11 protein-coding genes are annotated in these 11779 nt (G+C 67.1%); 5 read left to right on the forward strand and 6 right to left on the reverse strand.

Annotated features, from left to right (window positions below; genetic code table 11):
- Positions 1-115 precede the first annotated feature (115 nt).
- Positions 116-682, reverse strand: a complete 567-nt coding sequence (gene efp / locus N440_RS11590) for an elongation factor P (RefSeq protein ID WP_006457340.1) — start codon at positions 680-682, stop codon at positions 116-118.
- Between the two features lie 96 nt (positions 683-778).
- Between efp and epmB the strand changes: the two genes are divergently transcribed.
- On the forward strand, positions 779-1819 hold the full coding sequence (epmB, locus tag N440_RS11595; RefSeq protein WP_133935163.1) for an EF-P beta-lysylation protein EpmB: 1041 nt from the start codon (positions 779-781) through the stop codon (positions 1817-1819).
- 71 nt (positions 1820-1890) lie between these two features.
- Here epmB and N440_RS11600 read toward each other — a convergent pair whose 3' ends face one another.
- The 3 genes from N440_RS11600 to N440_RS11610 form a co-directional block, all read right to left on the reverse strand.
- Positions 1891-4017 carry an EAL domain-containing protein gene (locus N440_RS11600; RefSeq protein ID WP_040007386.1) on the reverse strand — a complete coding sequence of 709 codons (2127 nt, stop codon included), beginning with the start codon at positions 4015-4017 and terminating at the stop codon, positions 1891-1893.
- A complete protein-coding gene (locus N440_RS11605) occupies positions 4014-4889 on the reverse strand; it encodes a phosphate/phosphite/phosphonate ABC transporter substrate-binding protein (protein WP_243831341.1) in 876 nt (291 codons plus the stop codon). Before N440_RS11605 ends, N440_RS11600 begins: the two co-directional genes overlap by 4 nt.
- 103 nt (positions 4890-4992) lie before the next feature.
- On the reverse strand, positions 4993-5763 hold the full coding sequence (locus N440_RS11610; protein ID WP_005414025.1) for an RNA methyltransferase: 771 nt from the start codon (positions 5761-5763) through the stop codon (positions 4993-4995).
- A gap of 120 nt (positions 5764-5883) precedes the next feature.
- Here N440_RS11610 and N440_RS11615 point away from each other — a divergent pair, with 120 nt between their 5' ends.
- The gene (locus N440_RS11615; RefSeq protein WP_133935165.1) at positions 5884-6711 is read left to right on the forward strand and encodes an inositol monophosphatase family protein; all 828 of its coding nucleotides are present in this window, start codon (positions 5884-5886) and stop codon (positions 6709-6711) included.
- Positions 6712-7374: 663 nt separating this feature from the next.
- Here N440_RS11615 and htpX read toward each other — a convergent pair.
- Positions 7375-8241 carry a protease HtpX gene (gene htpX / locus N440_RS11620; protein ID WP_005410387.1) on the reverse strand — a complete coding sequence of 289 codons (867 nt, stop codon included), beginning with the start codon at positions 8239-8241 and terminating at the stop codon, positions 7375-7377.
- Positions 8242-8334: 93 nt separating this feature from the next.
- Here htpX and gluQRS point away from each other — a divergent pair, with 93 nt between their 5' ends.
- The 3 genes from gluQRS (at position 8335) to phaR (ending at position 10742) form a co-directional block, all read left to right on the forward strand.
- Entirely contained in the window at positions 8335-9255 is a 921-nt protein-coding gene (gluQRS, locus tag N440_RS11625; protein ID WP_133935166.1) for a tRNA glutamyl-Q(34) synthetase GluQRS, read from the forward strand.
- 17 nt (positions 9256-9272) lie between these two features.
- Positions 9273-10013, forward strand: coding sequence for an acetoacetyl-CoA reductase (gene phbB / locus N440_RS11630; protein WP_133935167.1), 741 nt, complete (start codon positions 9273-9275; stop codon positions 10011-10013).
- Between the two features lie 183 nt (positions 10014-10196).
- Complete coding sequence (gene phaR, locus N440_RS11635) at positions 10197-10742, forward strand: polyhydroxyalkanoate synthesis repressor PhaR (RefSeq protein WP_040009542.1); 546 nt, start codon at positions 10197-10199, stop codon at positions 10740-10742.
- Positions 10743-10815: 73 nt separating this feature from the next.
- Here phaR and N440_RS11640 read toward each other — a convergent pair whose 3' ends face one another.
- Positions 10816-11778 carry a TraB/GumN family protein gene (locus tag N440_RS11640; protein ID WP_133935168.1) on the reverse strand — a complete coding sequence of 321 codons (963 nt, stop codon included), beginning with the start codon at positions 11776-11778 and terminating at the stop codon, positions 10816-10818.
- Position 11779: the final 1 nt, after the last annotated feature.

Here is an 11779-nt window from a genome sequence, read left to right on the forward strand (position 1 = left end):
AGACTCGTGAAGCGGGGCCCATGATCTGCCGAAGCAGATCATGGGAGCGCCAGCGCGAATGCGATGGCGCGTACCCGGCCAGCGGCCGGCCCGACCGTAATCCGGCTGCGCCGGATTACTTGACGCGTGCGGAGTACTCGCCCGAACGGGTATCAACCTTGATGATCTCATCCTGGTTGACGAACAGCGGCACGCGGACCACGGCGCCGGTTTCCAGGGTGGCCGGCTTGCCGCCGCCGCCCGAGGTGTCGCCACGGACGCCCGGATCGGTTTCGGTGATCTTCAGCTCGACGAAGTTCGGCGGCTGCACGAAGATCGGCTCGCCGTTCCACAGGGTCACCACGCAGGACTCTTCGCCCTTCAGCCACTTCTCGGCGCCACCCATGCCGGCCTTGGTGGCCTGGACCTGCTCGAAGGATTCCGGGTCCATGAAGTGCCAGTACTCGCCGTCGCTGTACATGAAGTTCATGTCGGTATCGACGACGTCGGCTGCATCCAGCGAGTCGGTCGACTTCATGGTCACTTCCTGGGTACGGCCGTCCTTGATCAGGCGGTACTTCACGCGGGTGAAGGCCTGGCCCTTGCCCGGCTTGACGTATTCGGTGTCGATGATGACAGCCGGTTGGTTGTTGACCAGGATCTTCATCCCGTTCTTGACGTCGTTCATGCCGTAGCTGGCCATGCGTAAACTCCTGAGTGGCAAAAACGCCGCGGGTGCGGCGAGCCGTTAGAATGGAAAGCCCACCGAAGGCCGGTGGGCGACAGTTTTTCTGCCCCCATGATAACCGCAGGCCCCCTCTCCATGCAGCTTTCCGCCTTCCCCCGGCCCCAGTCGCCAGGCGCGCCCGCGCGCTGGCAGCAGCTCTGGCGCCAGGCACTGCGCGACCCGCACGCCCTGCTGGCCCGGCTGCAGCTGGACCCGGCCGCGCTGGGCGTCTCGGAGGCGGCCATCGCCCAGTTCGCGCTGCGCGTGCCGGAGGGCTTCGTCGCCCGCATGCGCACGGGCGACGCCGCCGACCCGCTGCTGCGCCAGGTGCTGCCGATCGACGAGGAAATGCGCCCGGCACCCGGGTTCAGCTTCGATGCGGTGGGGGATGGCGCGGCCAAAAAGGCCACCGGGGTCATCCAGAAGTACCGCGGCCGCGCCCTGCTGGTCGCCACCGGCAGCTGCGCGATCAATTGCCGCTACTGCTTCCGCCGCCACTTCGACTACGGCGCGGAGAACGCGGCCAAGGGCGGCTGGCAGGAAGCGGTCGCTGCCATCGCGGCCGATCCGGACATCGACGAGGTGATCCTGTCCGGCGGCGACCCGCTGTCGCTGGCCACGCACAAGCTGGTCGAACTGACCGACGCACTGCGCGCGATCCCGCACATCCGCCGCCTGCGCATCCACAGCCGCCTGCCGATCGTGCTGCCCGAACGCGTGGACGAGGAACTGCTGGCCTGGCTGGGCAGCCTGCCGTGGCCGCTGGCGATCGTGGTGCACGCCAACCATGCCAATGAATTCGATGCCAGCGTGGACGCGGCGATGGCACGCCTGCGCGGTACGGGTGCGCAGCTGCTGAACCAGGCGGTGCTGCTGCGCGGGGTCAACGACAGCGTGTTGGCCCTGCAGGATCTGAGCGAGCGCAGCTTCGCCGCCGGCGTGCTGCCCTATTACCTGCACCAGTTGGACCGGGTCGAGGGCGTAGCCCACTTCGAAGTGGACGACACCCAGGCCAAGGCACTGATTGCCGGCCTCACCGCACGCCTGTCCGGCTACCTGATCCCGAAGCTGGTGCGCGAACTGCCCGGCGACCCGAGCAAGCGCCCGGTGTAACAAAAAAGGGGACGGAGGGAATTAAGTCGCAAATGCATTTGCGACTTAATTCCCTCCGTCCCCTTTTTCTGTCAGAGACCCGACTCGATCATGCGTACCACTTCGGTGGCGGTCACCGGGTGGCTCAGCCAGTAGCCCTGGCCGAGGTCGCAGCCACGCTGGGCCAGCAGCTCGAACTGCGCCTGCTGCTCGATGCCCTCGGCGACCACGGTGATGCCCAGCGCGTGGGCCATCGCGATGATCGCGGTGGTCAGTGCCAGGTCGTCGGGATCACGCTGCATGTCGGCCACGAAGCTCTTGTCGATCTTCACCCCGTCCACCGGCACCTGGCGCAGATGGCTGAGCCCGGAGAAGCCGGTGCCGAAATCATCCAGCCAGACCTTCACGCCAGTCCGGTGCAGCTTGTCCAGCAGTTGCGCGGCGACCATTTCATCGCCGATCACCGCGGTCTCGGTCAGTTCCAGGTGCAGGCGCGACGCCGGCAGCCCGGACTCATGCAGGCACTGTGCGACCAGCGCCGGCAATTCGCCGCCGCGCAGCTGCCGCGGCGACACGTTGACCGACACGAACAGGTCGTCCCCGGCCACCCCGCGTGGCCACTGCGCAGCCTCCATGCAGGCCGCGCGCAACACCTTCGGGCCGATGATCTCGATCAGCCCGCTCTGCTCGGCCACTTCGATGAACACCGACGGCGGGATCGTGCCCAGGGTCGGATGCTGCCAGCGCAGCAGTACTTCAACGCCGACCATGCGGCGGTCGCGCATGCGGAAGATCGGCTGGTAGGCCAGGCGCAGTTCGCCGCGCTCCCAGGCCCCGCGCAGCTCCTGCTCCATGTGCACGCGGCGCTCGACCGCATGGTCCATCGCCCGGCTGTAGTAGCGGTAGCAGTTCTTGCCGGCCATCTTCGCCTGGTACATGGCGATGTCGCCGTTCTTCAGCAGCGTGGTCGCGTCGGCCGCATCGTCCGGGAACAGGGTCACGCCGATGGACGTGCCAAGGAACAGTTCCCGGCCCTGCACCACCAGCGGCTTGCCCAGTTCGCGCACCAGCACTTCGGCCAGCAGCCGCGCGTTGGCAGCGACGTCACCGTCACCGACCAGGATCACGAATTCGTCGCCACCGAAGCGCGCCAGCAGGGCCTCGTCGCCACCGGCTTCGGTCACCGCACGGCCGATGCGCTGCGCGAACTGCAGCAATGCTTCGTCGCCGGCTTCATGACCGAGGGTGTCGTTGACCCGTTTGAAATCATCGATGTCGGCGAACAGCAGGCCCAGCCGGTGGTTGGATGCGCGCGCGGCCATCAACCGATGGTCAAGTGCCTCGCGGAAGGCCAGTCGATTGGTCAATCCAGTCAGCGCGTCGGTGTAGGCCATGTGCCGCACTTCACGGTCATGGCGGGCGATCGCATCACGCATGCGGGCAAAGCCACGCACCAGTTCGCCTACTTCGTCATCGCGGGTGTTCTCCGCCAACGGCGTCTGGTAGTCGCCGGCCTCGATGCGGCGGGCGGCCGCAGCCAGATCGCGGATCGGCGCGACCAGGGTCCGCTGCACGTACAGGATCACCACAACACCGATCACCACCAGCAGGCCCAGCATCAGCAGCAGCCAGCCCAGATGGCGGCTGCCGGCCTGCTGCAGGCGTTCGCCCAGCGTCGCATTGGCGGCCTGCTCGCGCTGCTGCACCTCGTCCAGCGCCATGCCGACGCGGACACCGCCAATGCGCTGGTTGCCGATCGTGATCGGCATCGTGTTGTCGAGCACCTTGGGCGATTCCTGCACCACCAGTGCCTGCGCGGCAGCGGCCTTGGGCGCCAGCGGGTCGGTCATCTGCTGGCCGAAGCCGGCGACCTCGATCGAGCCGTCATGCACCAATCGCCCGCGTTGGTCGAACACCAGGACATAGCGCACCACCGGCTGCCGCGCGGTACCGCGCACCAGTGCGCCGACCTGGTCCAGGTCGCGGTAGTACAACGGATTGGCCAGCGAGTCGGACAACTCGCGCGCCATCGCCTCGCCGCGGCTGCGCACGCTGCGGTCGAACAGTTCGTGGATGACGCCGCCGCTGAGGCTGCGCACCTCGCTCTGCATTGCCGTCTGGCGCCCCAGCAGCACCGCCAGGATCGCGATCACCACGAGCATTGCTCCGCCCATCGCCAGCAGGAACCGGGCCTGCATTCCAGAGCCGAGCCACTTCATTCCACTTCCATCCGCACGCGCGTCAATCCTTGTTTCAATTCATCCAACCGCTGCTGCGCATGCGCATCGACACGGTGGAAACCGGAAGTGCCAAAAAACCGATGCAACGCCCCCTGCGCCCGCGGGTCGCTGGCCGCCTGCAGCAGGACCTCCTGCAGGCGATCGCGCACGCGCGGGTCAAGGTCGGCGCGGACCATTTCCACCGCTCGCGGGTACGGTTCGGTGCGCAGCAGCTCACGGAAATCGCGCCGGAACGCGACCGGCACCCGCCGCTCGTCGTTCCAGTCCACGCTGCTCACCGCCCCCACGTCGACCACCCCCTTGTGCACGAACGTCGCGATGTTCAACTCGCTGCGCGCGAACACATACCCCACACTGTCCCGTCCCGGCATGTCCCAGTCGCCGGCCAGGATCTGCGGCGTCAACCCTTCCTGCAGCAGCGTCATCACCGGTACCAGGTAGGCGCTGGTGGACGCCGTGTTCTGCAGCGCCAGGCGATGCCCAGGCAGGTCCTGCATGCGCTGGATCGGGCTGTCGTTGCGCACGAAGAACACCGTCTGGTACTGGCGCACACCATTGCGTTCGGTCAGCAGCAAGGGCCTTGCGCCGCTGCGCTGGCCGAGCGCCACCGCCGTGCCCGCCGTTTCCGTGACCCAGTCGACCCGCCCCCGCCGCAGATAGCTGGCCATCTGCTGCGGATCGCGCGCCATCAGGATCCTCCCCTCCCTGATGCCGACGTCGTGCATGCGGGCCACCACATAATCCAGCAGGGGCTGAAGCTGTTCGTAGTGGGCCTTGGGATCATCGCTGATCCGGCCCAGCACCAGCACCGGGTCCGGTGCTGCACGCACCGTCCCCGCCAGCAGGACCATGGCCAGGCTCAGCAGTCCCCCCTGCATTGCCCTTCGCAGACCCGACACAGGCTTCATCCCCCCTGAGTATCCGGACAGACTACCCGAAAAAATGAGAACGTCGTCAGCTGTCCTTGCTGCCTGCCTGCGCCAGTCGTGCCATGCGCTGGGTGTCGGCGAGGATGCCGCGCAGCAGGCGTACTTCCTGCTCGCTCGGCTCGCTGCGCAGGAACAGGCGGCGCAGCTTGCGCATTGCCGATTCCGGGGCGCGGCCCTTGTGGAAATCGATCTCGTCCAGGGTATCGCCGAGCTGGGCGAAGAAGCTCTCCATCTGCTCGTGGCTGGCCGCCTGCTCGCGGAAGCCCGGCTCGGCGTCGGCAGCCGGCTGCGCGCCCAGCAGTTGCATCCGCGTTTCATAGGCCAGCACCTGCACCGCCGCGGCCAGGTTGAGCGAGCTGAACTCCGGATCGGACGGGATGTGCACCGCCGCGTGGCAGAGCTGCAGTTCCTCGTTGGTCAGCCCGGTGCGCTCGCGGCCGAACACCAGCGCCACTTCGGCGCCCTCGCCCGCCTTGGCCACTGCGCGCGCAGCGGCGTCGGCCGGCAGGTACTCCTCCAGCTGGACGCGGCGGGCCCGGGCGGTGCAGCCCAGCACCAGCCGGCAGTCGGCCACGGCCTCGGCCAGGGTGGCCACCACCGGGGCATCCCCGAGTACGTCTTCGGCACCGGCCGAGCGGCGGAAGGCCTCCTCATCCAGCGGCTTTTCGGGGGCGACCAGCACCAGGCGGGCCAGGCCCATGGTCTTCAGGGCGCGGGCGGCAGCGCCCATGTTGCCGGGGTGCTGGGTACCGACAAGGACGAATCGGAGGCGGGTGGCGGCAGGAAACTGGGACATGAACAGGGAAAAGGTCGAGCTGGACGATGACCAATGGTAAACTGTGCGGCCGGCCACTGCGCCGGACCTGCTCTTTTCCCCCGCCAGTCCATCTCTTCTGCCTTTCCGGGAGCCCACGCCATGCAGAAACCCGCCGTCACCGTCATGGTCAAGGCCGCCCGCCTCGCCGGCAACGTCCTGTTGCGCAACATCAACAAGCTCGAGGCACTGAACGTCGTGCAGAAGGGCCGGATGGACTACGCCAGCGAAGTGGATGCGGACGCGGAAAAGGTCATCGTCAAGGAACTCAAGCGCGCCTACCCCGAATACGGCATCTTCGGCGAAGAAGGCGGCGTGCAGGGCGAACGTCGCCAGATGTGGGTCATCGACCCGCTCGATGGCACCAGCAACTACCTGCGCGGCGTACCGCACTACTGTGTGTCGATCGCGCTGGTCGAGAACGGCGAACCGACCGATGCGGTCATCTTCGACCCGCTGCGCAATGAACTGTTCACTGCCAGCCGCGGTGCCGGTGCTGTGCTGAACGACCGTCGCATCCGCGTGGCCGACCGCAAGGACCTGGAAGGCACCATGATCCACACCGGCTTCGCCCCGCGCGAACGCGCCCGCGCCAGTGCCCAGCTGAAGGCGGTCGACGCCCTGCTGGTCCACGGCGAGGACATCCGCCGCACCGGTTCGGCTGCGCTCGACCTGGCCTACGTGGCCTGTGGCCGCGCCGACGCCTACTTCGAAGCCGGCGTGAAGGCGTGGGACATCGCCGCCGGCCTGCTGCTGGTCCGCGAAGCGGGCGGCAAGGTCTGCGACTTCAAGGGCGCGACCCTGGGCCGCATGGACAACCGCGGCCCGGAGACCCATCAGATCGTGGCCGGCAACCTGAAGGTGGCCGAGTCGTTGCAGAAGGTGCTGGTGAACACTGGCTACGCCGCCGAGTTCGACGCGAAGTTCTGATCTGCGCATAGTCGCGGTTCATGGAGACGGCACCTGCGAGGTGCCGTTTTCGTTTGTGCGCTGGGAGATTCGTTTCCGCGACCGCGGAGGGGTGTCACTTTCTTTGCTCGTGCAAAGAAAGTAACCAAAGAAACGTGCCGCCGGGGCGCGAGCCGATGCTGCGCATCGGTACCCTGCGCTCCTCGGTTCGTCGAGGGACGGTGCGGGAACTCGCTGCGCTCAGACACCCGCACCTCTTCGCCCTCGCCGGACCTGCGGTGCTCGGCTCGCTCAAGGCGGACCCAAGGTCAAATGCCACAGCTGCACCCAGTAGGTCCACGCCATGCGTGGATGCTGTTGCCGTTGATCTTCCAGTCCGCCTTGAGCGAGCCGAGCATCGCAGGGGAATCAGGGGCGAAGAGGCGCCGGTGTTTGAGCGCAGCGAGTTCGGCGCCGTCCCCTGATTCGCCGAGAAGCGCAGGGTACCGGCGCGTAGCGACGGCTCGCGGCTGGCGGAGCGTTTCTTTGGCTACTTTCTTTGCGCGCAAAGAAAGTGACACCCCTCCGCGGTCGCGGAAATGACTCTCGCCGGGTCCTGCCCGGCGCCACCCATACGTCGGCGCACAAACAAAAACGCCCGGCGCGAGGCCAGGCGTTCCTGCACTACCGTGGAAGTACGGAGGCTTACGCCACCGTCGACGCCCGCAGCGCGGCGATGCGCTCTTCCAGCGGCGGGTGGCTCATGAACAGCTTCTTCGCCGTCGAACCCGCAATACCGAAGGCCGCGATCTGCGTCGGCAGCGTGCTCTGGCCGTGGTTGAGCTGCAGGCGCTCCAGCGCGGCGATCATCTTCTGACGACCGGCCAGCGAGGCACCGCCGGCGTCGGCGCGGAACTCGCGATGGCGCGAGAACCACATCGAGATCATCGTCGCGAACAGGCCGAACACCATCTCCAGCACGAACACGATGATGTAGTAGGCGAAGCCACGGCCGCCGCCTTCGCGGTTGCCCGACAGTGCGCTGTCGATGATCCCGCCTACCACGCGGGCCAGCACGATCACGAAGGTGTTCAGCACGCCCTGCAGCAGCGCCATGGTGATCATGTCACCGTTGGCGACGTGGGCGATCTCGTGGCCCAGCACGGCTTCAGCCTCGTCTTCGCTCATGTTGTGCAGCAGGCCGGTGGACACCGCCACCAGCGCGTTGTTGCGGTTGGCACCGGTGGCGAATGCATTGATTTCCGGACCTTCATACACCGCCACTTCCGGCATGCCGATGCCGGCCGCCTTGGCCTGGCGCTCGACGGTGGCCAGCAGCCAGCGTTCGGTCTGGTTGCGCGGCTCGGTGATCACCACCGCGCCGGTGGAACGCTTGGCCATCCACTTGGACAGCAGCAGCGAGATGAAGGAGCCACCGAAGCCGAAGATCGCGGCCATCACCAGCAGGCCACTCATCTGGCTTGGATTGACCCCGAGCAGCGACATCACGATGCTGGCGAGGATCAGGACCGCGAAGTTGGTCGCCAGGAACAGGGCAATGCGGGTAAACATGGGAAAATCCGGCTCGGAAGGGGTCGATACCGGTCAATTTGCGGTGTGGTCAGCTTGAATTCAAGCGCCAACCTGACCGACGATTCAGCCAGCATGACCTCCCCCATTCCCTGTGGCCGCTTCGCGCCCTCGCCGACCGGCCTGCTCCACCCCGGTTCCCTGCTTGCCGCGTTCGGCAGCTGGTTGCTCGCCCACCATCACGGCGGCCTGTGGCGGCTGCGCATCGAAGACGTCGACCCGCCGCGCACCGTACCCGGTGCAGCGGATTCGCAACTGCAGGCACTGGCCGCGTTCGGCCTGGTCCACGATGGTCCGATCCTCTGGCAGAGCACGCGCGGCGGGGCCTACCAGGCGGCCCTGGACGTGTTGCTGGCCAGCGACCTGGCCTTCGTCTGCCACTGCAGCCGCAGCGAACTGGCCGCCAGTGGCGGCATCCACCATCGCTGCGTCGCACGGCAGACACGACCGGACCCCGCCGTCCGCTTCCGCGTGCCGGCCGGCAGCGTCGTGCAGTTCGATGATGGACTGCGCGGCCCACAGCGGCAGGACGTGCATGCCGAGGTCGGCGACTTCGTGCTGCGCCGTGCCGATGGCTGCTGGGCCTATCAGCTGGCGGTGGTGGTCGATGATGCCGCGCAGGGCGTGACCGAAGTGGTGCGCGGCGCCGACCTGCTCGACTCCACCGCACGGCAGATCCTGCTGCAACGGGCACTGGGGCTCGCCGTGCCGCGCTACTGGCACCTGCCCCTGCTGCTGGATGCGCCGGGCCACAAACTGTCCAAGTCACTGGCGGCGCTGCCGGTGGACACTGCGCGCCCGCTGCCGGTGCTGCGCCAGCTCTGGCAGCTGCTCGGCCAGGCCCCTGCGGCGCTGGAGCAGGCACACGATCTGGATGCCCTGCTGGCCTCCGCACAACGGGGCTTCGACCCGGCCCGGCTGCCGCGCACCGACATCCTGCTGCCGCCCGGCGCACTTTCCGCGCCGATGTTGCAGAATCCCCCCTCCCCCACCTGATACCTGGACAGCATTCCATGACATCTCGCGTCGCACTGGTCACCGGCGGAACCGGCGGCATCGGTACCGCCATCTGCCAACGCCTGGCCGACCAGGGCCACCGGGTCGCCACCAATTACCGCGACGAAGCCAAGGCGCGCGCGTGGCAGCAGGCAATGTCGGAACGCGGCTATACGGTGTCGATCTTCCCCGGTGATGTCTCCGACCCCGGCAGCGCCGAAGCGCTGGTGCGCGCGGTCGAGGCCGAGCTGGGCCCGGTCGAGATCCTGGTCAACAACGCCGGCATCACCCGTGACACCACCTTCCATCGCATGCGCGTGGACCAGTGGCACGATGTGATCAACACCAATCTCAATTCGGTGTTCAACGTCACCCGCCCGGTCATCGAGGGCATGCGCCGCCGCGGCTGGGGCCGGGTCATCCAGATCAGTTCGATCAACGGCCTGAAGGGTCAGTACGGCCAGGCCAACTACGCCGCCGCCAAGGCCGGCATGCATGGCTTCACCATCTCGTTGGCCCGCGAGAACGCGGGCTTCGGCATCACCGTCAACACCATTTCGCCCGGTTACGTGGCAACCGACATGGTGATGGCGGTGCCGGAGGACGTGCGCGCCAAGATCATCGCCGACATCCCCACCGGGCGTCTCGGCAAGCCGGAGGAAATCGCCTACGGCGTGTCCTTCCTGGTGGCCGACGAGGCCGCGTGGATTACCGGCAGCAACCTGGACATCAACGGCGGCCACCACATGGGCTGGTAAGCCGCGCAGCGGGCCGTTGCGGCGAACGCCGCCGGCCCCTGCCAAGAGTCATGCTGCGCAGCACGCAAACCCTTGCTGCGCAACATGATCGCCACCGAAAGCCAAGCCTGGCGGGGGCTGAGGCGGTTGCAACGGCTGCTGCACTGCGCCATGCTGCGCGTCTACTGTGACGAGTACCGCTTCATGGCTGCGACCCGCATCATCAAGAAGTATCCGAACCGCCGTCTCTACGACACCGAGATCTCCAGCTACATCACCATCGAGGACGTGCGCCAGCTGATCCTGGACGGTGAAGACTTCGAAGTCCGCGACGCCAAGAGCGGCGACGACCTCACTCGATCGGTCCTGCTGCAGATCATCGCCGACCAGGAACAGGACGGCGAGCCGATGCTGTCCACCCAGCTGCTGAGCCAGCTGATCCGCTTCTACGGCGATTCCCTGCAGGGCTTCATGGGCAATTACCTGGAGCGCAGCATGCAGGTCTTCCTCGACCAGCAGCAGCAGTTCCGCCAGCAGATGGGCAACCTGCTGGGGCAGACCCCGTGGGCGATGATGAACCAGCTGACCGAGCGCAACCTGGAGCTGTGGCAGGAATTCCAGCGCAGCATGGGCAGCGGCTTCGGTGGCCCGCGCCCGGGCGGCACCGGAACGGGGACCGGCACCGGCTCCAGTACCGGCAACAAGCCCAACGAACCGGGAAGCGGCACCGGCGGCAAGACCCGGCGCTGAGCCATCACCGCAGTGGATACGAAAACGGCGCGCCCTGGGCGCGCCGTTTTTCATTGCATGACGCCCGCATGCCTCAGCGCTTGGCCCTGCACCCCGTGCACACGCGCTCGACCTTGTAGCCCTTGGCCTTCAGCTTCTCGACCACGCCATCGTTGCCGAGCAGGTGCAGCGTACCGACCACCACCAGCGTCCCGCCCTGCCCGGCCTGCAGGTACGGCAGCAGCTTCGGCACCCATGCGTCATTGCGGCCGGTGTTGATGCGCTGGTAAAGCTGCGGATACTGCTGGCGCATTTCCGCCGCCATCTTGGTCCACAACAGGCGCTCGTCACCCCGGCGCCAGGCATCGTGCAGCAGGCGCGCCTGCTCATCGCCCTTGCCCGCCTGGTCCAGCGCCTCGGACAACATCTGCCGCTGTTCCTGCACCGTCATGCCGTCGAGCATGCCGATCTGCGTATCGATGTCTTCCAGGCCGGCCGTCTTGCGGCCGGTCTTCTGCGCGCGTTCCATGAAGTGGCGATCCAGGCCCAGCGCCGGGTCCAGGCCCAGCTTCTGCATCTGCCCGATCGAAATGCTCAGGCCGACGAACCAGGGCTTCATGCCCTGCATCTGCGCCAGCGGCAGCGCGTTCTGCGCCGCGAACGCCTGCAGCTTCTGCCAGGTGGCCGCATCCAGATCGCGCTTGAGTTCGCTGCCATCGGTGCGGACCGCCGCCTGCACCATGCGGCTGGCCAGCTGCGGCGACTGCATGTCTTCCGGCGAGAGCTCGAACACAATGCGCTGCGAGGCCTCGAAGGCCTGTTCGACATCCGGCGACAGCGGATAGTCCTGCGGTTTCAGCAGGTGGAACGAGCCGAGCAGATAGAGGCGCGATTCGCCTGGACCGGTCACTTTCCACAGCAGCGGCACCGGTGGCTTGGCAGCGGCGGTCGCGGTAGCGGCCGGGTCAACGGCAGGCGCATTGCGCGCCGCAACCAGCGGTACGACCGCGCAGGCCAGCAGCAGGGTAGCGGCACGGAACAGTTCTCTGATCGGCATT

Origin of the sequence: Stenotrophomonas sp. CC22-02, from assembly GCF_004365115.1 — a bacterium.
Lineage (GTDB): Bacteria > Pseudomonadota > Gammaproteobacteria > Xanthomonadales > Xanthomonadaceae > Stenotrophomonas > Stenotrophomonas forensis.

What these genes read in the sequence shown, in the direction of transcription:
- phaR (WP_040009542.1), top strand. Translation starts at nt 10,197, where the DNA reads ATGGCTGCGACCCGCATCATCAAGAAGTATCCGAACCGCCGTCTCTAC.
- epmB (WP_133935163.1), top strand. Translation starts at nt 779, where the DNA reads ATGATAACCGCAGGCCCCCTCTCCATGCAGCTTTCCGCCTTCCCCCGG.
- N440_RS11600 (WP_040007386.1), bottom strand. Translation starts at nt 4,017, where the DNA reads ATGAAGTGGCTCGGCTCTGGAATGCAGGCCCGGTTCCTGCTGGCGATG.
- N440_RS11610 (WP_005414025.1), bottom strand. Translation starts at nt 5,763, where the DNA reads ATGTCCCAGTTTCCTGCCGCCACCCGCCTCCGATTCGTCCTTGTCGGT.
- N440_RS11640 (WP_133935168.1), bottom strand. Translation starts at nt 11,778, where the DNA reads ATGCCGATCAGAGAACTGTTCCGTGCCGCTACCCTGCTGCTGGCCTGC.
- N440_RS11615 (WP_133935165.1), top strand. Translation starts at nt 5,884, where the DNA reads ATGCAGAAACCCGCCGTCACCGTCATGGTCAAGGCCGCCCGCCTCGCC.
- htpX (WP_005410387.1), bottom strand. Translation starts at nt 8,241, where the DNA reads ATGTTTACCCGCATTGCCCTGTTCCTGGCGACCAACTTCGCGGTCCTG.
- phbB (WP_133935167.1), top strand. Translation starts at nt 9,273, where the DNA reads ATGACATCTCGCGTCGCACTGGTCACCGGCGGAACCGGCGGCATCGGT.
- gluQRS (WP_133935166.1), top strand. Translation starts at nt 8,335, where the DNA reads ATGACCTCCCCCATTCCCTGTGGCCGCTTCGCGCCCTCGCCGACCGGC.
- N440_RS11605 (WP_243831341.1), bottom strand. Translation starts at nt 4,889, where the DNA reads ATGGTCCTGCTGGCGGGGACGGTGCGTGCAGCACCGGACCCGGTGCTG.
- efp (WP_006457340.1), bottom strand. Translation starts at nt 682, where the DNA reads ATGGCCAGCTACGGCATGAACGACGTCAAGAACGGGATGAAGATCCTG.